This is a genomic window from Hyphomicrobium album (assembly GCF_009708035.1).
GTDB lineage: Bacteria > Pseudomonadota > Alphaproteobacteria > Rhizobiales > Hyphomicrobiaceae > Hyphomicrobium_A > Hyphomicrobium_A album.
This window is the reverse complement of record NZ_WMBQ01000001.1, coordinates 1,476,441-1,495,136: the sequence shown is the minus strand read 5'-3', so window position 1 is coordinate 1,495,136 and position 18,696 is coordinate 1,476,441. Positions and strand designations below refer to the sequence as shown.

Below are 18,696 nucleotides of genomic sequence, written 5' to 3'. Positions count from 1 at the left end.
AGGCCGCTAACGCCTGGGCGCCCGGTGCTGAAAAGCACCGGGCGCTTTTGGCGCTCACGCATAGCTTTGCTCGGCGCGCCACGTGCGCGGAGCACTCCAGCAAGAGTGCATGATTTGAAACGCGGCTCATCTCACCTGCTTCTCGGTGCAGTCCTGTTCGTCGGCGCCATCGTGCCGGCGCTTGCCGCCCGGGACATGCAGAAGAACTTCAACGAGCTGACCTCCGCCGAAAAGACGGCTGCCAAGCGCGCGGCCAAGAAGATGTACGAGGAGAAGTCGCTCAAGAGGCTCGTGGTGTGTGCCGATCCCGGCAACATGCCGCTCTCCGACGTCAATCAGGCCGGCTACCAGAACAAGATCGCCGAGGTGATCGCCAAGAAGCTCGGCGCCGGTCTTGAATACTTCTGGCGCCCGTATCTTGAACGCGGCCTGACGCGTGAGACGTTCGACACCAACATGTGCGACGTGCTGCTCGACCTGCCCGCGGTCTATGAGCCGGCGCTGACGACGATCCCGATCTACAAGTCGACCTACGCCATTGTCTATCGCAACGACCGCGGTTTCGCCTTCAAGGATTTCGACGACCCGGCGCTCAAGGGCCTCAAGATCGGCGTCTTCCAGACGTCGAGCATCCGCCAGGTGATGACCAAGAAGGGCCTCGCGCCCTATCTCAAGCTCAAGACGCTGAGCCACAACGCCGACCTCCATCCCGAGAACCAGCCGTGGCGGCAGGTGCAGGAGGTTATCGACGGTACGCTCGACGTCGCCGCCGTATGGGGACCGTTCGCCGGGTGGCTCAAGACCATGAAGGGTGAGCCCATCACCCTGCAGCCGGTCAATCTGTGGGAAGACATCGTGCCCATGGAGTACGAGCTCGCCGCCGGCGTGCCCAAGACGGACGCCAAGCTAAAATATCTGCTCGATCTGGCGCTCGAGGACTCCAAGGCCGAGATCGAGAAGATCCTCACCGACTACGGCGTACCGCTGGTCCAATGCAGCACGTGTTTGGTGCAAGGCAACCTGCCGTCGCATGGTGCCTACATCAAACCTGCGTCGCTGGAGTACAAGGCGAAGCCCGAGTCTGCATCTCCCGATCAGGTCGTGACGGAGCAGAAGCTGGAAGCCTGGCTGGCGGAGGGCGCCGATCTCACGCAGGAGCTATCCAACGCCGTCCTCGCCAGCGACCAGACCCGCATCCGATTCCTGGTCAAGAAGGGCGCCGACATCAACGCGCGCGATCCGCAGGGCTACGCCCCGGTACATACCGCCGCGCGCAAGCGTCACCCGGAGCTGATCGCGCTGTTCGCCGAGCTGGGCGCCGACCTCAACGAGCCCGACGGCGACGGCATGACGCCGCTGCAGCATGCGGTGATGCGCAACCACGTGCCCAGCGTGAAGATGCTGCTGGAGCGCGGTGCCGACATCGAAAAGAAGAACACGGTTGGGTACTCGCCGCTCGCCCTGGCCATCGCCGAAGCGAAGTTCGAAGTCGCGAAGGTGCTGTTGGAAGCCGGCGCTCATATCGACGCTGCCGCGGGACCCGACGCGCTGACGCCGCTGATGATCGCCTCCAGCCAGGTCTCGCCGGGCGAGGGCGCGATCTTCCTCCCGGAGAGCACCCGCCCGATCGACCTCGCGCGCGACCTGATCAAGCGCGGCGCCGACGTCAACGCCCAGTCGAAGTCGGGCGTGACGGCGCTGATGATCGCCGCGGCCCGCAACGTCGCGCCGATGATCGGTCTCCTCATCCAAGCCGGGGCCAAGGCCGGCCTCAAGTCGGTCCAGGGGCAGACGGCGGCGGACATCGCGGACCAGAACGGCGCCGAGGCGGCCGCCAAGGCACTAAAGCTGATCGGCAAGGTCTCGGACGAGGACGGCCACTAGTGCTGTTGGGTGCGCCAATGCTGCGGTCTCTCTGCGTCATCTGCACGGCTTTTTCGGTGCTCACGGCCGACGCGCTCGCCGAGCCGGTCGCGCCTACGGTCGTGGCGGAGGCCCAACCGACTCCTGCAAGCAAGGATTTCCGCGAGGAGGACGTGGTCGCCGCGCTGAAGGCGGTCATCGCCGAGCGCTCGAAGGATGGCGCCTTCGTCTTCCACGATCCGAAGACCGACGCCGACCTGAAGCTCGTCTTCGACGAGGTGAAGCTGGTGCGTGGGATGCGCGGCTACGGCTGGTTTCCGAACGTCATCTTCCACGACGCCAGCGAGCCGAAGAAGAAATACGCCGTCGACTTCTGGTTCAGACCGAACGGCGACAAGCTGGACCTCGTCGATATCCGCGTTCAAAAGGGCCCCCGTCGCGAAGGCGACGGCTACACGATGATTACGCGCCTGCCCGTCGCCTGGTGGTGGCTGCCCGTGTCCGAGCATCCCGGCGACGCCGAGATCGTCCGCCACTGGCAGGTCATGAGCGCCGTACACAGCGAGATCGCGGCGAAGCGCAACGAGGACGGCGTCTACTTTCTCAAGGACGAGAAGAACGGACAGACGATCCCCCTCGAATTCATCGAGATCCACCAGCCCATCCGTCGCCTCAAGAAGGACGGCCGCTACTTCGCCTGCACCGATTTCCGCAAGCGCGGGACCACCGACGAGTACTACGACGTCGACTTCTGGGTCGACGACAAGGACGGCAAGCTGAAGGTCGGCGAAGTGCGCATCCACAAGGTGCCTGTCCAGGAGGACGGCCTGTGGAGACAGGAGTTCCGCTACAAGTTCGACGGGCTCGACACCGAGGACGTCAAATGAGCGGTGGTGCGTTCGGTGACATGAGCCGCGGAGTAGCCCGCGCGGCAGCCGCCGCCGCTGCCATCGCGGTAGGCGCCGCGGCAGCGGTGGGGGTGCCCCGCGAATTTTCCGATGAAGAGGTGACGGCTGCGGTCAAGGCCGTCATCGCCGAGCGCAGCAAGGATGGCGTCTTCTCGTTTTCCGATGCCCGTACCGGCGATGCGCTCGCGCTCGTGTTCGAAGACGTGCGCATCGTCCGCGGCCTGCCGGTGTTCGGCTGGTTTCCCAACGTCAGCTTTCACGATCATGCGACTGGAGCGAAGAAGTACACGCTCGACTTCTGGCTGAAGCCCGATGGCGATCGGCTGAAGCTCGTCGACATTCGCGTGCACAAGGCGCCGCGGCCAGACGGCGCCGGATGGATGAGCGTCACGCGTCCGCCGCTGGCGTGGTGGTGGCTGCCGACGATGAAGCGCGCGAGCGCCGTCGCGGGCATGCCGGCTTGGCAAGTGATGGGCGCCATCCACGCGCAGGTCGCCGATGGCGCCGTGACCGATGGCATCAACCTCAAAGATGCAAGCGGCGAGGAGATTTCGCTGCAGCTCGTCGACATCGAGCAGCCGGTGGGAAGGTCGAAGACGGATGGCAGGTATTTTGCCTGCGGTGTTCTTCGCAAGTTTGGAACAGAGGCTACCTTTTATTCGACCCCGTATTGGCTCGATGCCAAGACGAAACTAGTAACCGCTGGAAGCGCCAAGCGATTGGTGGAGCCGCTTACCGGCGGAAGCAAAGCGGCATCAGAACCGCGCTGTGATGTCGGAGGGATCGCCTTCGACATCGTCGACTGACACGACTGGGGAAACAGAACAGGACAACTCGATGTACAGGTTATTGGGCAAGGCAGCAGCAGCACTCGCGCTGGGCGCTGTCATTGCATACGTCCATCCGATCTCGGCCGCGGACCAGAATGCGCCGCCGGTTCCGCCCAAGCAGGCGGAGGGGCCGGCGCCCGAGCCGCTTTCCATGGACGAGTTGAAGAAACCCATGAAGCCGCTCGAGCGCGCCAACATGGCCGCCAAGGGCACGCTGAAGAATCCCTACACCGACAACCCGGAAGCAATCGCCCAGGGCAAGAAGCTCTACTTCGGCAAAAGCTGCAACGGCTGCCACGGCGGCGGCGGCGGCGGCGGTATGTGCCCGCCGCTCACCAACACGGTGTGGGTCTATGGCGATACCGACGACACGCTGTTCCGCCTCATCTCGATGGGATCGGACGAGCTGAAAAAGCACGGCTACTCGCGCAAGGGCACCGAGGGCGTCGTCGGTCCGATGCCACCGTTCGGCGAGCTCATCGATAGCGACCAGGATGTGTGGAAGATCATCGCCTGGATCCGCACCGTCTTCGCCGGTGGCCCCGAGCGCCGTCACTGGTGATCGAAGCGTGGATGGCCTGCGGTCGCCCTGCCGGGTGCCGCAGGCCGACGCGCGAACCTGTGATTTGCCCGTTCGGCGCGGGCTGGCTTACAGGAAGAATGATAAGTTATAACATATCCAGATGGTGATCGTGCCGGTATCCGTCCCATGTGTTGTCCGCCGCGCCGCCGGCGCAGCATGCGTCGTGCTCCTCCTCGTTGCGGCCGCAGCGCGCTCCGTCGCCGAGCCGAAAGCGGCGCAGCCCGGCGATCCTCCGTCGCTGACGACGACCATCGTCTACCTGACCAAGGACTATCAGGAGCCGCCGCCCCTCTCGCTCGTCGACAAGGAGGTCAAGGACAAGGGCATCCAGGGCGCCCGCATCGCGTTGGAGGAGGACAACCGCACGGGCCGGCTGCTCGGCCAGCACTACGATCTCCTCGAAGCGCTGCTGCCCGCGAACGGTAGTCCGGTCGAGAAGGCGAAGGAGCTGCTGGCACAGGGCCACGGGATCATCGTCGCCGACCTCGAGGCGCAGGATCTGCTTGCCGTTTCCGACCTGCCCGAGGCAAAGAACGCGGTGATCTTCGACGTGCGCACCAGCGACGACCTACTGCGGCAGGAGCAGTGCCGCGCCAACGTGTTCCACATTCCGCCGAACTGGGCGATGCGCGCCGACGCGCTGGCGCAATACCTGGTGTGGAAGAAGTGGCGCCGCTGGGTGCTGATCGTCGGCAAGTCGCCGGCGGACCAAGGCTACGCCGCTGCTATCCGCCGCGCCGCCAACCGCTTCGGCGCCAAGATCGTCGAGGAGCGCCCCTACGCATTCGAAGCGGGGCAGCGGCGCACCGACACTGGACATCAGCAGATCCAGACGCAGATGCCGATGCTCACGCAGGGCGTTCCCGACTACGACATCATCATCGTCGCCGACGAATCCGACGTGTTCGGCGACTACGTCCTGTTCCGCTCCGCCGAGCCGCGGCCCGTTGCCGGCACGCACGGGCTCGTCGCCGTCGCCTGGCACCGCTCGTTCGAGGAGTACGCCGGGACGCAGATGCAAAACCGGTTCGAGCGCAAGGCGGGGCGCATCATGACCGAGCGCGACTACGCCGCATGGCTCGCCGTGCGGATCGTCGGCGAGGCCGTGACCAGGACCGGCAGCAACAGCCTCGATGCGGTGCGCGCCTACATCCTGTCCGACAAGTTCGAGGTCGCCGGCTTCAAGGGCCAAGGCATGAACTTCCGCCATTGGGACTTGCAGCTGCGCCAGCCGATCCTGCTCGCCGGGCCGCGCGCGCTCGTCTCGATCTCGCCGCAGGAGGGGTTTCTGCACCCCAAGTTCCTCACCGACACGCTCGGCTTCGACCTGCCGGAGACCAAGTGCAAGCTGCCGGCGGCAGCTGCGACGAACGGGAGTAAATGATGCGACGGCTTCTCGCCCTGCTTGTTGTGCCGCTGACGATTGCGCCGGCGATGGCCGATACCCTGTTCATCAGCAACGAGAAGGACAACACCGTCACGGTCCTCGATTCCGAGACGCTGAAGCCGATCAAGACGATCCCCACGGGCAAGCGCCCGCGCGGCCTCGCCATCTCGCCGGACTTCAAGGAGGTCATGGTGTGCGTCGGCGACGACGACCGGCTCGACGTCATCGACACCGAGAAGCTCGAGGTCGTGCGCACGATGGGCACCGGGCCCGATCCGGAGCTGCTCGACATCGACCACAAGGGCGAGAAGGTCTACGTCGCCAACGAGGACGACGGCTACGTCACGGTGCTGGAACGCGCCAACGGTAAGGTGCTGGCCGAGATCGAGGTGGGCGTCGAGCCGGAAGGCATGTCGGTGAGCCCCGACGACAAGATCGTCGCCGCCACGTCGGAGGCGACGAGCATGGCGCACATCATCGATACGTCGACCTACGAGGTGCTCGCCAACATCCTGGTCGACACACGGCCGCGCGTCGCCACTTTCACGCATGACGGCAAGCACGTGTGGGTGTCGGCGGAGATCGGCGGCACCGTCGCGGTGATCGACGCGGCGACCTACAAGATCGTCAAGAAGATGCACTTCCACATCGACGGCGTGCGCCCGGAGCTCATCCAGCCGATGGGCATCATCTTCTCCAAGGACGGCAAGCAGGCGTTCGTCGCCATCGGCCGCGCCAACCGTATCGCCGTCATCGACACCGCGACGTACGAGACGACGAACTACATCCTGGTCGGGCAGCGGCCGTGGCACATGGCGCTGTCGCCGGACGGCAGCAAGCTCTACTCGGCGAACGGGCTCACCAACGACCTAACGGTTATCGACACCGCGACGTTGAAGGCGGAGAAGTCGGTGCCGGTAGGCCGGCTGCCGTGGGGCGTGGTGATCAAGCCGAAATCGTAGAGCGGCAAAAAACGGCGCGCGCCCCTACGCGCGCCGCGTTTCCTCGGTAAGCGGTTCTACTGCACCATCACCTTGGTGCCGTCGGTGCCCATCGCCTCGCCGGCTTTCAGGTCGCCGCACGATTCGCCCAGGTATTTGCCCTGCTGCTCGATCACGCGCTTGATCGAGATCGATTGCGAGTCCTGGAAGCCGGACGTCGTGGAGCTGATCTTCACGTCGAAGGTGTTCTGAAAGTCGCCGCGCATCTCGGTCAGGCTCTCGACGTCGCGCCCGTTCATCTTGCACGTAGCGTCGATGACCACCTTGTCGCCGTCCTTCTTCACCTCGTACTTGGTGCAGCTCGACTTGTGCTCGGCGTCGCTGGCCACGGCGGTGTTGCGCTCCATGTCGCCGTCGATGCAGATGGTCAGCGTCTGCTCGTGCTTTTTGCCGCCCTCTTCCATGACGGTCTTCTGCTCCCACTTGCCCGCCTTGCGGAGCGGCAGCGGCGTATCGGCGGCGAGCGCCGCGGCGCCGTGCAAACCGATGCATGTTGCGGTGAGGAGAATTGCAGACGTCCACTTCATCGTTTCGTCCCTACGTTATTGTGTAACGGCGTATCTTCCCCGCGCAGGAACTGATGGCAAGCAATGAGCGCACGCGGTGCGGTCTCTCACGCGATATTGAAGTCTGCACTCCAGACACGCCGCGCGTGCGCCAGCGAAGGCGGGAACTATCGGTGGCTTGCGACGGGAAAAAGACCCGATCGGCGTTGCCGGCGGGAGCCGCACGCGATTATTGTCCCGGCGTCCGTCGCGCCGATGCATGGATATCAATGATGAGCAGCAACGACGCAAAGAAGGGCGGTGGCAACAGCCGCGCCGCACGGCTCGAGGCGCAGCTGCGCGCCAATCTCAAGAAGCGCAAGGAGCAGGCGCGGGCCCGTGCGCGCGACGCCGACGCCCAATCTCGAGACGCCAAGGATGCGGCGCCGGAAGGCGGCGAGGAGTAGGCGCTACTCGACCGGCCGGATGCCGACCTTGATCGTATCGGCGACGGCGTTGCTGATCTGCAGCGCGACCGGCGCGGCGCCGAGCATGAAGCGCACGCTCTTGCGCAGCCCCGGGCAATTCTTGGCGCCGGAGTGATCGGAAGCGTCGAGCGTCTTGCCCTCCTGCACCAGGTCTATCCAGCCTTCGCCGGACAGCGTCACCTGGTAGACGCCGGGCTTTTCCGGAGCGGCGAAGGCGACGAGGCCAACGAAGCCGTCGTTCTTCTTCTTCGCCGGCTGAACCGTGAAGGCGACATCCTTCGCGGGCACAAGCGCCAGGGCGAAGGCTTGCTCCTTCAGTGGTCCGCGGGCCGCGCCGGAAGCGGCCTTCTCGAGCGCGGCGGCATCGAAGGCGGCACGCTCCTTGTCGAGCGGCCACTTGAAGGCCTCGCAACCGCCGGACATGCCCTTCTCGGGGGCAGCCTTGGGCGCCGCATCCTGGGCGAGCGCCGGCAGCGCGAGCAGTGCTAGCGCGACGGCGAACGCGACGCCGCGCAACTCAGTCGACCGCAACCATGACATCCGATGACTTGATGACGGCGGAGGCCGTCATTCCCTTTTTCAGGCCGAGATCGTCGACCGATTCATTGGTGATCGAGGCGGTGACGATCGCGCCACCGACGTCGATGGTGACGTGAGCGGTCGTCTGGCCTTTTACAATGTCGACGATCTTGCCTTTGAGGATGTTGCGCGCGCTGATCCGCATTTGCCTTGTCTCCTGCCGACTGGGGCGCCCGGGCCGTGAGTTTAGCCCGGGCGGCGCTGCTCGCCATCAGAACTTGGCGCGGGCCGTGGCATAGAACTGCCGGCCGGCCTCGGGAAAGCCGTCGGCGAACGCGTAGTTCTGGTCGAGCAGGTTGGTGACGCCGACGGCGGTGGAGAAGTTCTCGGTAAAGTCATAGTCGGCGCGGAAGTTGAGCAAGGCGTAGGAGCCGATGTTGACGTAGCTCGGACGGAGGTCCCCGGGAACGACAGACTTGGCGCAATTGCCGTTGGTCGCGGAGATAGTGGCCGGGTTGTTGCCTCCGGTCGCAACGAGCGTTGACGCGCAACTGGTAACGAGCGCCGTGCGATCACTGGCGACCTCAAGGCTGGGCGTCAGGGTGAGCTGATTTGTGGCCTTCCATGCCAGATAGAAGAAGGCTTTGTTCCGCGGCAAGCCCTCCATCTGGGTCAATGCGACGGCGTTTCGTGTTGCTAAATCTGTGCCTACCGGAAGGCTCGCGGCGGCGCCCGCGAAGTCGAGATCGCGGTCGATGTAGGTGTAGTTGCCGCCGACGCGCAGCGTGCGCGTGGCGTCCCAATCGGCCGAGATCTCCGCGCCGTGGTAATGGCCGTGGGGCTTGATGCCGACGATGGAGGCCATGCCGTTGGCCGCAGTGAAGGCGTTCTGGATGCTGTCCTCGATGTCGGAGTAGAAAACCGCCGAGGAAACGTGCAGCCCTGGAAACAGCGTGTCGCTGACGCCGACCTCATAGTTGGTCGCGCGTTCTGGCGGGACGTTGGGATCCGGGGTCTTGGCGTCGAAGCGCGTGCTGTAGCGTTCAAACAGCGTGGGAAAGCGCGTCCGGCTCGAAACATCGGCATGGACTCTTCCGTCGCGACTGTAGTGATAGATCGCGGCCGCCTGCCAGTTCCAGGCATCGATACTCGGCTTGGCAGATGGTGAGTCGACTCCATTCTCCTTGAACTCAAGCACCTCGTTCGTGTCGTAGCTCACGCCGCCGACGATATCGAGATACCGGGTGGCGTGGAACGTGTCCTCGACGGCGAACGACCAGCCCTCCTCAGCTTGGCGTTTGAATCTTACTGCAGTCGCCGTCGGCGGCGCGTAGGTGTAGTTGATATTGTGTTCGTCGTGGGTGTCCTTGCGAAAATGGATCGCGCCTTTCAACGTGTTCATCGGAATGAGGTCGGTGCCCATTTCGATAAAGCCGCCGACAGAACTGTCCTCGTAAGGACTGTCGACGGGCTGATTGGTGTATGAGGGGTTGATGAAGAACGAGACCGTGTTCTCGAAGGTGTTGTAGTAGGCGTTGGTCTTTATGTACGAGGCATCGCCGAGCTTGGTCTTCGATAGGAACGACAAGCTCGAAGTATCCCAGGCGGGCCAGGTCCAATAGCGCACGTTATTCCCGTTGTTGTTGGCGGCTGAGAACGTCGGATTGAAATAGCCCTGCACGATCTGGCGGTTGACATGCAGCGGGGAGTTCTTCTCGCCCGCCTGCTTCGTGTAGTTGATGCTGTACTCGTCGCTGGCGTTGGGTGTGATGCCGACCTTGGTGTTGATGCGCCAGTCGCGGAAATCCGAACGGTCGCGGTTGCCACCATCTTCGTAGGGGAACCCCTGGGCGATGCCGTTGGCGTAGCCCAGAGTGCCGGGGCCGGCGGGCGTGAAGCTGTTCGACATGTCGAAGTGGTCTTGGTCGACGAGCGTGCCGCTGACTTGCGCGTAATAGCCCTTCTGGCGCGTGCCGGTGTAGCCGTACATGCTCCACTGCCCCATCGAGCCAAGGTCGCCGTCGAACACGCCGCCGACGCGGGCCTCGAGCTCATACTCCTTGGTCGGCTTGCGCGAGACGAGGTTGATGGCGCCGCCTTCGCCGCCGGGACCATTCAGCACCGAAACATAGCCCTTGGCGACCTGCACTTCGGCGAGGTCGGGCGTCAGGAAGCGGTTCATGTCGATGCGGTTGTCGGCCGGCAGGTAGACGCGCACGCCATCCATATAGAGCGGCACCTGGAAGCGGTTGAAGCCGCGCACGAAGATGTCGCCTTCGTTGCGCGAGCCGCTCGAGTTGATCGAGGGGGCACCCGTGCTCAACCATGTGACGCCCGGCAGGAGATTGACCGCTTGGCCGAGCGACTGCCTGTTGAACGTGTACATCGCCTCATTGGTGATCGTGGAACCGCCGATCATGTCGAGCTGGCCGAGCGTATAGACACCGGCGCCTCGGGTTTCGCCGGCCCCCGTGGCTTCGCCCTCGGCGGGCGCCGGTTCGGTCGCGGCGGGTGCGGTGCTCACAGTGGCTTTCTTTTTTGCGACCCTGCGGGCGATCGGCTGGGAGGGAGCCTCGACCACGACCGGCGGAAGCGGCGTCGCTTGATCGGCGGTCACATCACCGCCGGACGTCATGGCGGCGGCATCTTGCGCTGTCGCTGGCGCGGACATAGCAAGGCTCATCGCGGCGCCACACAGCGCCACGTACGCAAACTTGGACACGGAATACCCCCGATACGCAGTACGAGCGTCCGTTATATCCGACGAGATACAGCGCACAACAAGAATTCACTGTTGCGACCCTAAGTCGTCGGCCAAGTGTGACATCGGAATGATGCTGCGACGGATCAAGGAGGCGGAGCGATGAGCGAAGCAGCGAAGAAAGCGAAGCGCGCGGCAGGCGCATCACGCGCGAAGTCTGCAGGCGCGCCAGGGGTTAAGAGCAAGCGCAAGCCGGAGCGGGCGTTCCCCTACGTGCGCATCCTCATCGGCGAGATGGTGCTCGGCCCGGGCAAGGTCGACTTGCTGGAAGCGATCGGCCGCACCGGTTCGATCTCCGCCGCCGGTCGCGAACTCGGCATGTCGTACCGCCGCGCGTGGCTGCTCGTCGACGCATTGAACCACATGTTCCCCGACACGCTGGTGTCGGCCTCGCCCGGTGGCTCGCGCGGCGGCGGCGCCAAGCTCACCGACTACGGGCGTGGGGTGGCCGCTGCCTATCGCCGCGTCGAGGTCCGGGCGCGCGCCGCCATGCGCGAAGAGATGGCCGCCTTCAATCTCGAGATTGACCCGGATTAGACGCCCGGACGGTCGCGGGTGACACAATAGCAACCCGATGTCGGCATAATCACATCGCGAGCCCAACGGGGACAGCGTTAAGTCACGGGCGCGACAGATTATTCCGCCACACTTGCTGACGGCCGTGCGAAGCGCGTAATCATTCGTCTTGAACTGCCGGCGCCCGCCGGCGCGAGGGGACATTGCATGGATCGAATCAAGATCATCGGCGGCCAGAAGCTCAACGGAACGATCCCGATCTCGGGCGCCAAGAATGCGGCCCTGCCGCTGATGATCGCCAGCCTGCTCACCGCCGACCGGCTGACGCTGAAGAACGTTCCCAACCTCGCCGACGTCAATTTGCTCGCCCGCATCCTGCGCAATCATGGCGTCGACCTGGCGGTGGACGGCAAGCGCCCCGGCCCCGCGCAGCACATCGGTGAGACGTTCCATCTCTCGGCGCGCGACATCGTCGATACGGTCGCGCCCTACGAGATGGTGAGCCGCATGCGCGCCAGCTTCTGGGTGCTCGGTCCGCTGCTCGCCCGCTGCGGGCAGGCGAAGGTATCGCTGCCCGGCGGCTGCGCCATCGGCACGCGTCCGGTCGACCTGCACTTGATGGGCTTGAAGGAGCTCGGCGCCGACATCGAGATCGAGGCCGGCTACGTCATCGCGACGGCCAAGGGCGGATACTTGCGCGGCGGCCGCGTGGTGTTTCCAAAGGTTTCGGTGGGCGCTACCCACAACGTGCTACTCGCTTCGGCGCTGGCACGCGGCGAGACGGTGATCGAGAACGCGGCGCGCGAGCCGGAGATCGGCGACGTGGCCGAGTGTCTCGTCAAGATGGGCGCCAAGATCGAGGGCATCGGCACCTCGACGCTGCGCATCCAGGGAGCCGACCGCCTGGAGGGCGCCGTGCATTCGGTGCTCGCCGACCGCATCGAGACCGGAACGTTCGCGATGGTCGTGGCCGCCACTGGCGGCGACGTGACGCTCGAAGGGGCGCGGCCCGAGCTTCTGAAGACGGCGCTCGATACGCTGGCGCAGACCGGCGCCGAGGTGCGCGAGACCAACAGCGGCATCCGCATCACCCGCAACGGTCACGGCCTCGAGCCGGTGACGGTCGAAACGCAGCCGTTTCCCGGGTTCCCGACCGACCTGCAGGCGCAGCTCATGGCGCTGATGACGACGGCGAAGGGCACGAGCGTCATTCGCGAGACGATCTTCGAGAACCGCTTCATGCACGTGCAGGAGCTGGCGCGGCTCGGCGCCGACATTCAGCTGCACGGCGACACGGCGACCGTGAAGGGCGTCAAAGGTCTCACCGGCGCCCCGGTCATGGCCACCGACCTGCGCGCCTCGGTGTCGCTGGTCATCGCGGCGCTGATGGCCGAGGGCGAGACGATGATCAACCGCGTCTATCACCTCGATCGCGGCTTCGAGCAGCTCGAGCAGAAGCTGTCGCGCTGCGGGGCGCATATCGAGCGCCTAACCGGCTAAGCAGCGACCGGCCAAGCACCGGTAGCTTCGGCAGATTGCGCCTTCAGCATCTCTATTGCGCCTGTTCCACCAGGAACAGCGGCGCCCCCGTGTCTCTCGTACATTCCGCTCCGTGAACAACCCGCGGCGCAAGCCGCTGACCGACGGAGTGACTGTTTCGAGCAGTGCTACTGAGTTTGATCGAGGTGCGCGGCGGGGCTTCCGCTCCGTCGTCCCGCTGAACGCCCTTGATCGGCGGGCCCCGGAGTTTGCGCCGGGGCCCGCCCACTACTTATCGAAAGCAAGTCGCGCACCATGCCCATGCACGTCCTGACAGTCGCGATCGTCGCCTCCTTGCTCGTATGCGCAATCGGAGGGGCGTCGCTCGTGCGCAGTGCGCGTGACTATCCCGGCCATGCTGTGGTCATGGACGTTCACTGACCGGTGATTGCGGTGGCTGCGCCCGGTCGTCAGCCCAGGTCGATCTCGCCGTCGACTTGATGTCGCAGGTCGGTACCCTCGGCCGTCAGCACCATCTGTACGCGCAGCTTGCCGTCGCCGCCGAGGTCGCGCTCGCGCACCAGGCGCTCGATCTCGCGCTGCGAGGTTATGCCCACCTCCTTGAGGAAACGGCGCAATGATTGATTGAATCGGTCGTCGTCCATGACGCATCCCTTTTAGTTTTCGGCGGGCTCCGCCCCGGATCTGCCCCTACAACGGGGCGCCCGACAGGTCGGTTGCACCACTGCGGCGCCGCCGCTATCAACGTTTAGTGCTCGTGAAAAAAGCAGGCCATCCGAGCGACCGGGAAGCCAGCGTATGCAAGACTTGAAGCTGATTGCCCTCGATCCGGAGGATCTGCGGGTCCTTTCCTGCCACCTCCAAGATGCGGTGATCCGCGTCGGCGACATGGCATTCTTAAAGCACGACATGCGCTTTGCCGCGATTGCCAATCGATTTGATTGGGAGAATGCCGCGACGGCGGGGGTCGGCGAATTCCAGCGTCGGCGCACGGGGCTGCGGTTCGAGAGGGTCAAAGCGGCTCGCATCCAGGGGTTTGATCCGCGGCGCAAGGATCAGGTGCTCGCCCTGCTGGCCCTGACCTTCGAGGCGGGCGAGGACCCCTCCGGCGTGGTGCTGCTCCACTTTGCGGGGGGGGCGGCAGTGCGGCTCGAGGTCGAGTGCATCGAGGCCGAGTTGCGCGACCTCGGTGCCGCGTGGGGCACGCGCAGCAAGCCCGTACACGCGAGCGAAGACTGATCGACGGTACCCCAAGGACGGCCATCGGCCGAGGACCACGAATGCCCAAGTGGCTGAAAACGACTGATCCGGGTTTCGATGCGGCGTTCGCCGCCTTCCTCGGGGAGAAGCGTGAGTCCTCCGCCGACGTCGGCGCGGCGGTCGCGGCGATCATCGACGACGTGCGCGCTCGCGGCGACAAGGCGCTGATCGACCTGTCGAAGAAGTTCGACCGCGTCGACCTCGCGGCGCTGGGGTTGCGCGTGTCGCAAGGCGAATTGCACGCCGCGCGCAAGGCCTGCAGCACGGAAACGCTCGATGCGCTGCAGATCGCTGCCGACCGTATCGCCGAGCATCACGAGCGCCAGCTACCGATGAACGAGCGCTACACCGACGAGGTGGGCGTGGAACTCGGCTGGCGATGGACGGCGGTGGAATCCGTCGGTCTCTACGTGCCGGGCGGCCTCGCGTCCTATCCGAGCTCGGTGCTGATGAACGCCATACCGGCGAAAGTCGCGGGCGTGCCGCGCGTCGTCATGGTGGTGCCGTCGCCGAACGGCGAGCTCAATCCCCTGGTTCTGGCGGCCGCGCAGCTCGCCGGCGTCGAGGAAATCTACCGCATCGGGGGCGCCCAGGCCGTCGCCGCGCTCGCCTACGGCACCGAGACTATCGCGCCCGTCGCCAAGATAGTCGGCCCGGGCAATGCCTACGTTGCCGCCGCCAAGCGTCTCGTGTTCGGCACCGTTGGCATCGACAGCATCGCCGGTCCGTCCGAGGTGCTGGTCATCGCGGACAAGCACAACAACCCCGAATGGATCGCCGCGGACCTGCTGGCGCAGGCCGAGCACGACACTGCCGCGCAGTCCATCCTGATGACGGACGACGCCCAGTTCGGCCGTGCGGTCGAAGCTGCGGTCGGGCGCCAGCTCAAGACGCTGCCGCGCGGCAACATCGCCGGCGAGAGCTGGAGCGTGTTTGGTGCCATCATCGAGCTTGCCTCGCTCGACGAGGCACCGGCGCTCGCCGACCGTATCGCCGCCGAGCATCTTGAGATTGCCACGGTCGACCCAGAGGCGCTGAGCGACCGCATCCGCAACGCCGGCGCCATCTTCATCGGCGCGCAGACCCCGGAAATGATCGGCGACTACATCGCCGGCTCCAATCACGTGTTGCCGACATCGCGCACGGCGCGCTTCTCCTCCGGCCTCGGCGTGCTCGACTTCATGAAGCGCACCTCGCTGTTGAAGCTCGACGGCAAGGCGCTCGCCGCGCTGGCGCCGCCTGCCATGGCGCTGGCGCGTGCCGAAGGGCTGGAGGCGCACCGCCTGTCCGCCGAGATCCGTCTGAAGTCTCCGAGCGGGCGCCCGTCATGAGCAATGGCGACGCTGCGGCCGAACTGCCGAAGTCCCGGCTCATCGCCATAACCCTCGATGAGAAGTCGACCGCCACGACCAACTCGAACATCGAGCACGAGCGCGAGGTGGCGATCTTCGACATCCTGGAGGGCAATTCGTTCGCGCTCGAGGGCCGCGACGAGGGGCCATACAAGCTGAACCTCGCGCTTATCGAGGATCGCCTGGTTTTCAACGTCACCAACGAGGCGGACGCGGCCGTCATCACCCACATGCTGTCGCTGACGCCGCTAAAACGCATCATGAAGGACTACTTCATGATCTGCGAAAGCTATTACGAGGCGATCCGCTCGGCGCCGCCGTCGCGCATCCAGGCGATAGACATGGGGCGGCGCGGGCTGCACGACGAGGGCAGCCGCACGCTTCTGGAACGTCTCAGCGGCAAGATCACCGTCGACCTCGATACGGCCCGCCGCCTGTTCACGCTGATCTGCGCGCTGCACTGGAAGGGATAGCGGCCATGTCTCGCGAGCTCGCGAGCGGCGGCACGGTCGATACCTCGGCTCCCCAGTCCGCGGCGGCGGATGCGCGCGAGCTTCCCTGTGCGGTTCTCTTTGCCTGCACGACCAACGCCGTGCGCTCGGTTATGGGGGCGGAGATCCTGCGTCACCTCGCCGGCAAGCGGGCCTACGTGGCCTCGGCCGGCGTGCGCGCGGGCGAGACCGACCCGTTTGTCACCGCGGTGATGGACGAGATCGGCATCGATGTGTCGCAGCATACGCCCAACACGCTGCGCGACCTGCACGATACCTCGTTCGACCTCATCGTCACGCTGTCGCCGGAGGCGCACCATCAGGCCCTGGAGCTGACGCGCACAATGGCCGTCGATGTCGAGTACTGGCCGACCATCGACGCGACAGTCATGGCGGGACAAGGCACGCGCGAGCAGACGCTGATGCACTATCGCGGCGTGCGCGACCAGCTGTTCGAGAAGATCAAGAAGCGGTTCGGGTTCGAGGGAGGTCCGACGGTGTGACCGGGGCTTCCGGCGCATCGGCGGGCGACGTCCTCTCACCGAGCAGGAACCACGTCTCCTGTGCGCCGATGCCCTTGATCTCGATTGGACCGCGCGCCTCGTAGCGGAAGTCGTCGCCGAGCTTCGCGCGGCACCCCGGACAAATGAGGATGCGGCCGGGCGAGGATTGCCCCTCGAGGCGGCTCGCCAGGTTTACCGCGTCGCCCCACACGTCGTAGCTGAACTTGCGCGTGCCGATGACGCCCGCCATCACCGGTCCCGACGCCATGCCGATGCGCAGGTTGATGTTGAGTCCGCTATCCGAGCGGATGCGGGCAACCGTATCGAGCATGGAAAAACCCATGCGCGCGAGCCGCGCCGTGTGATCCGGCACCGGCTCGGGAAGGCCGGCGACCACCATATAGGCGTCGCCGATGGTCTTGATCTTTTCCACGCCGTGGTGGACGGCGAGCTTGTCGAACTCCGACACGATGCGGCTCAGCATGTCGACGGTGGCATCGGCGCCGAGCCGCCGGGCGAGCGCGACGAAGCCCGAGATGTCGGCGAACATGATGGACGCGTCGTCGATGCTGTCGGCGATGAGGCCGCCCGGATTGGCCTTGAGCCGCTCGACGATCGGGTCGGGCAGCACGTTGCGCAGCACCGCGTCGGTCTCCGCTTTCGCCTGCTCGGCGAGGCTGAAGGCGTAATAGACCGAGGCGGCGATGAGCGCGAAGGTGGTGATGGCGCCCTGCGTATAGAGCGAATCGATCACCGCCTGCTGCTCGGGCGTTACCGGGCCGACGACGGGGAATGTGTACCAGACATAGAGGTGCAGGCCGAGCGCGAGCAGGATGACGCCGGCGACGAGCCACAGGCGCTGCAGGCCGAAGATCACGAACGCAGCGGCCGCGGCGATGAGGTACTGCAGGTGCCCGCCACCCTCGCGGCTGAAGAAGCTGGCGAATCCCAAGAGCGCGACGAACTCCACAGCGACGAGCAGGAGACCGCCGGCGATCTCGTTGAGGCGATGCGCAAATGGCACCAGCAGCACCGTCGCGACGATCGCCATGTTCAAGTAGATCATCGACGCGTAGGTCGTGAAGTCCGTCGTCGCCTGCTGGATCGCGTAGAGCAGCGTCGTCGCCGCGATCAGGTAGCACATGACGTTGAGGATCTTGAGCCGCCGGCGCACGTCGGGCGGATACGACGCCGTTCCCGCGGCGGCGAGGCGACGTCCGAGCGCACGGACCCGCCGCATGAACGCGTTGTTGGTCAGCGGACGCAGCAGTGCGCCGAGGCGAACTTTCATCGCGTGCAGCGGAGACGACGTGCGACCACGGACGGCGCGGAGCTGCTCCTGCAGGCGCTGCGCGCCCGAGGACTTTTCGGACGACGGGCGAGGATCAGGCATCCCTACTCGGCGCCGGCAATGGCTTGCAGCTCCTCGATGTCACAGACGATCTTCGAGCCGTTACGCTCCAGCGCGCCGCTCGACTCCAACATCGACAAGGCCGTGTTCACCTTCGGGCGGCTGGCTCCGATGAGCAGAGCGAGCTCGCTCTGTGAAATCGGCAAATCGATGGTCACGCGGCCTTCCTCACTGTCGGGGGCCTTGGCGCGTGCGGCGGCGAGGAAGAAGCGGGCGAGGCGGCCTTCGATCGGGTAGAGAGCGATGGCTTCGAGCTGCTGGTCGGCCTCGCGGATGCGCGAGCACAGGAAGCGCACCGCGGCATCTGCCACGTGCGGCTGCGTCTCCATCAGCCGCTTCAAGGCGGGCTTCGACAGGCTGAGCGCGCTGACCTTGCCGACCGCGGTGGCATCCGCCGAGCGCGGGCCGCCGTCGAGCATGGCGATCTCGCCGAAGATGGCCCCGGCCTCGGCGTGCGCGAACGACAGCTCGCGGCCTTCCGCCGTCAGCACCGAGAGGCGCACCCGTCCCGACACGACGAGATAGATCTCGCGGCCGGCGTCGCCGCGCGCGAAGATCACCTGGCTCGGGTCGAAGTTGACCTCGCGCATCTCCTCGGCGACGGCGTGGCGCTCCGCCTCGTCCAGCGACCCGAAAAGAGGTGTGCGCCCGAGAAGTTCGACAATCGCTGTCTTGGCAATCATGATAAAAGCCCTTCCGGCCCGGTCGCCCGGTGATTTAGCCCGAAAAGTCCCCGCTCTGGCAACGTCCGATTGACCACTTGCTTTTCAAATGCCGCCTTTGCAATGTCACAGCGACCCGTAGCCGTGCGTCAGCAACTCGAAACACCGAGGAATGG

Annotated in this window: 20 protein-coding genes; 13 read left to right on the top strand and 7 right to left on the bottom strand. The window is 65.3% G+C overall.

The window, feature by feature from the left end; all coding sequences use genetic code 11:
* The first annotated feature begins 105 nt into the window (after positions 1-105).
* From GIW81_RS07240 to GIW81_RS07215, 6 genes are all read left to right on the top strand, one after another.
* The gene (locus GIW81_RS07240; RefSeq protein ID WP_154738598.1) at positions 106-1,884 is read left to right on the top strand and encodes a quinoprotein dehydrogenase-associated putative ABC transporter substrate-binding protein; all 1,779 of its coding nucleotides are present in this window, start codon (positions 106-108) and stop codon (positions 1,882-1,884) included.
* A 17-nt stretch (positions 1,885-1,901) separates the two neighbouring features.
* A complete protein-coding gene (locus GIW81_RS07235; RefSeq protein WP_154738597.1) occupies positions 1,902-2,750 on the top strand; it encodes a hypothetical protein in 849 nt (282 codons plus the stop codon).
* Positions 2,747-3,577 carry a hypothetical protein gene (locus GIW81_RS07230; protein ID WP_154738596.1) on the top strand — a complete coding sequence of 277 codons (831 nt, stop codon included), beginning with the start codon at positions 2,747-2,749 and terminating at the stop codon, positions 3,575-3,577. The genes GIW81_RS07235 and GIW81_RS07230 overlap by 4 nt, the downstream gene beginning before the upstream one ends.
* Positions 3,578-3,608: 31 nt before the next feature.
* The gene (locus GIW81_RS07225) at positions 3,609-4,163 is read left to right on the top strand and encodes a c-type cytochrome (protein WP_154738595.1); all 555 of its coding nucleotides are present in this window, start codon (positions 3,609-3,611) and stop codon (positions 4,161-4,163) included.
* 130 nt (positions 4,164-4,293) lie between these two features.
* The gene (locus GIW81_RS07220) at positions 4,294-5,568 is read left to right on the top strand and encodes an ABC transporter substrate-binding protein (RefSeq protein WP_324614925.1); all 1,275 of its coding nucleotides are present in this window, start codon (positions 4,294-4,296) and stop codon (positions 5,566-5,568) included.
* On the top strand, positions 5,565-6,533 hold the full coding sequence (locus tag GIW81_RS07215) for a PQQ-dependent catabolism-associated beta-propeller protein (protein WP_154738593.1): 969 nt from the start codon (positions 5,565-5,567) through the stop codon (positions 6,531-6,533). The genes GIW81_RS07220 and GIW81_RS07215 overlap by 4 nt, the downstream gene beginning before the upstream one ends.
* A gap of 56 nt (positions 6,534-6,589) precedes the next feature.
* Here the strand turns inward: GIW81_RS07215 and GIW81_RS07210 are convergent, their stop codons facing one another.
* On the bottom strand, positions 6,590-7,099 hold the full coding sequence (locus GIW81_RS07210) for a DUF3617 domain-containing protein (protein WP_154738592.1): 510 nt from the start codon (positions 7,097-7,099) through the stop codon (positions 6,590-6,592).
* A gap of 251 nt (positions 7,100-7,350) precedes the next feature.
* On the opposite strand from GIW81_RS07210, the gene GIW81_RS18810 reads away from it, so the two are divergent.
* The gene (locus GIW81_RS18810) at positions 7,351-7,524 is read left to right on the top strand and encodes a hypothetical protein (protein ID WP_195930438.1); all 174 of its coding nucleotides are present in this window, start codon (positions 7,351-7,353) and stop codon (positions 7,522-7,524) included.
* A gap of 3 nt (positions 7,525-7,527) precedes the next feature.
* Here GIW81_RS18810 and GIW81_RS07205 read toward each other — a convergent pair whose 3' ends face one another.
* From GIW81_RS07205 to GIW81_RS07195, 3 genes are all read right to left on the bottom strand, one after another.
* Complete coding sequence (locus tag GIW81_RS07205; protein ID WP_154738591.1) at positions 7,528-8,076, bottom strand: hypothetical protein; 549 nt, start codon at positions 8,074-8,076, stop codon at positions 7,528-7,530.
* Positions 8,063-8,269, bottom strand: a complete 207-nt coding sequence (locus tag GIW81_RS07200) for a TOBE domain-containing protein (RefSeq protein WP_154738590.1) — start codon at positions 8,267-8,269, stop codon at positions 8,063-8,065. The genes GIW81_RS07205 and GIW81_RS07200 overlap by 14 nt, the downstream gene beginning before the upstream one ends.
* A 66-nt stretch (positions 8,270-8,335) precedes the next feature.
* Positions 8,336-10,786 (bottom strand): TonB-dependent receptor, encoded by a 2,451-nt coding sequence (locus GIW81_RS07195; RefSeq protein WP_154738589.1) that lies wholly within the window; start codon positions 10,784-10,786, stop codon positions 8,336-8,338.
* Positions 10,787-10,927: 141 nt separating this feature from the next.
* Between GIW81_RS07195 and GIW81_RS07190 the strand changes: the two genes are divergently transcribed.
* The gene (locus GIW81_RS07190) at positions 10,928-11,362 is read left to right on the top strand and encodes a winged helix-turn-helix domain-containing protein (RefSeq protein WP_154738588.1); all 435 of its coding nucleotides are present in this window, start codon (positions 10,928-10,930) and stop codon (positions 11,360-11,362) included.
* A gap of 186 nt (positions 11,363-11,548) precedes the next feature.
* Positions 11,549-12,841 (top strand): UDP-N-acetylglucosamine 1-carboxyvinyltransferase, encoded by a 1,293-nt coding sequence (murA, locus tag GIW81_RS07185; protein WP_154738587.1) that lies wholly within the window; start codon positions 11,549-11,551, stop codon positions 12,839-12,841.
* 449 nt (positions 12,842-13,290) lie between these two features.
* On the opposite strand, the gene GIW81_RS07180 is transcribed toward murA, so the two are convergent.
* Complete coding sequence (locus GIW81_RS07180) at positions 13,291-13,485, bottom strand: DUF6494 family protein (protein WP_154738586.1); 195 nt, start codon at positions 13,483-13,485, stop codon at positions 13,291-13,293.
* A 154-nt stretch (positions 13,486-13,639) separates the two neighbouring features.
* Here GIW81_RS07180 and GIW81_RS07175 point away from each other — a divergent pair, with 154 nt between their 5' ends.
* Genes GIW81_RS07175 through GIW81_RS07160 form a run of 4 tightly spaced genes read left to right on the top strand, consistent with a single transcriptional unit; the run spans position 13,640 to position 16,447 of the window.
* Positions 13,640-14,080: a DUF2948 family protein gene (locus GIW81_RS07175; protein WP_154738585.1), complete on the top strand. Its 441-nt coding sequence runs from the start codon at positions 13,640-13,642 to the stop codon at positions 14,078-14,080.
* A 41-nt stretch (positions 14,081-14,121) separates the two neighbouring features.
* Positions 14,122-15,432 (top strand): histidinol dehydrogenase, encoded by a 1,311-nt coding sequence (gene hisD / locus GIW81_RS07170; RefSeq protein ID WP_154738584.1) that lies wholly within the window; start codon positions 14,122-14,124, stop codon positions 15,430-15,432.
* On the top strand, positions 15,429-15,926 hold the full coding sequence (locus GIW81_RS07165; protein WP_154738583.1) for a UPF0262 family protein: 498 nt from the start codon (positions 15,429-15,431) through the stop codon (positions 15,924-15,926). The genes hisD and GIW81_RS07165 overlap by 4 nt, the downstream gene beginning before the upstream one ends.
* Before the next feature lie 5 nt (positions 15,927-15,931).
* The gene (locus tag GIW81_RS07160) at positions 15,932-16,447 is read left to right on the top strand and encodes an arsenate-mycothiol transferase ArsC (protein WP_154738582.1); all 516 of its coding nucleotides are present in this window, start codon (positions 15,932-15,934) and stop codon (positions 16,445-16,447) included.
* On the opposite strand, the gene GIW81_RS07155 is transcribed toward GIW81_RS07160, so the two are convergent.
* Together GIW81_RS07155 and GIW81_RS07150 are read right to left on the bottom strand one after the other, a co-directional pair.
* Positions 16,407-17,840: an adenylate/guanylate cyclase domain-containing protein gene (locus GIW81_RS07155; protein ID WP_229309105.1), complete on the bottom strand. Its 1,434-nt coding sequence runs from the start codon at positions 17,838-17,840 to the stop codon at positions 16,407-16,409. The genes GIW81_RS07160 and GIW81_RS07155 overlap by 41 nt on opposite strands.
* Before the next feature lie 2 nt (positions 17,841-17,842).
* A complete protein-coding gene (locus GIW81_RS07150; RefSeq protein WP_154738581.1) occupies positions 17,843-18,541 on the bottom strand; it encodes a Crp/Fnr family transcriptional regulator in 699 nt (232 codons plus the stop codon).
* Between the last annotated feature and the right edge of the window lie 155 nt (positions 18,542-18,696).

What these genes read in the sequence shown, in the direction of transcription:
- GIW81_RS07230 (WP_154738596.1), top strand. Translation starts at nt 2,747, where the DNA reads ATGAGCGGTGGTGCGTTCGGTGACATGAGCCGCGGAGTAGCCCGCGCG.
- GIW81_RS07190 (WP_154738588.1), top strand. Translation starts at nt 10,928, where the DNA reads ATGAGCGAAGCAGCGAAGAAAGCGAAGCGCGCGGCAGGCGCATCACGC.
- GIW81_RS07200 (WP_154738590.1), bottom strand. Translation starts at nt 8,269, where the DNA reads ATGCGGATCAGCGCGCGCAACATCCTCAAAGGCAAGATCGTCGACATT.
- GIW81_RS18810 (WP_195930438.1), top strand. Translation starts at nt 7,351, where the DNA reads ATGAGCAGCAACGACGCAAAGAAGGGCGGTGGCAACAGCCGCGCCGCA.
- GIW81_RS07165 (WP_154738583.1), top strand. Translation starts at nt 15,429, where the DNA reads ATGAGCAATGGCGACGCTGCGGCCGAACTGCCGAAGTCCCGGCTCATC.
- GIW81_RS07160 (WP_154738582.1), top strand. Translation starts at nt 15,932, where the DNA reads ATGTCTCGCGAGCTCGCGAGCGGCGGCACGGTCGATACCTCGGCTCCC.
- GIW81_RS07210 (WP_154738592.1), bottom strand. Translation starts at nt 7,099, where the DNA reads ATGAAGTGGACGTCTGCAATTCTCCTCACCGCAACATGCATCGGTTTG.
- GIW81_RS07175 (WP_154738585.1), top strand. Translation starts at nt 13,640, where the DNA reads ATGCAAGACTTGAAGCTGATTGCCCTCGATCCGGAGGATCTGCGGGTC.
- GIW81_RS07180 (WP_154738586.1), bottom strand. Translation starts at nt 13,485, where the DNA reads ATGGACGACGACCGATTCAATCAATCATTGCGCCGTTTCCTCAAGGAG.
- murA (WP_154738587.1), top strand. Translation starts at nt 11,549, where the DNA reads ATGGATCGAATCAAGATCATCGGCGGCCAGAAGCTCAACGGAACGATC.
- GIW81_RS07155 (WP_229309105.1), bottom strand. Translation starts at nt 17,840, where the DNA reads ATGCCTGATCCTCGCCCGTCGTCCGAAAAGTCCTCGGGCGCGCAGCGC.
- hisD (WP_154738584.1), top strand. Translation starts at nt 14,122, where the DNA reads ATGCCCAAGTGGCTGAAAACGACTGATCCGGGTTTCGATGCGGCGTTC.
- GIW81_RS07150 (WP_154738581.1), bottom strand. Translation starts at nt 18,541, where the DNA reads ATGATTGCCAAGACAGCGATTGTCGAACTTCTCGGGCGCACACCTCTT.
- GIW81_RS07225 (WP_154738595.1), top strand. Translation starts at nt 3,609, where the DNA reads ATGTACAGGTTATTGGGCAAGGCAGCAGCAGCACTCGCGCTGGGCGCT.
- GIW81_RS07235 (WP_154738597.1), top strand. Translation starts at nt 1,902, where the DNA reads ATGCTGCGGTCTCTCTGCGTCATCTGCACGGCTTTTTCGGTGCTCACG.
- GIW81_RS07215 (WP_154738593.1), top strand. Translation starts at nt 5,565, where the DNA reads ATGATGCGACGGCTTCTCGCCCTGCTTGTTGTGCCGCTGACGATTGCG.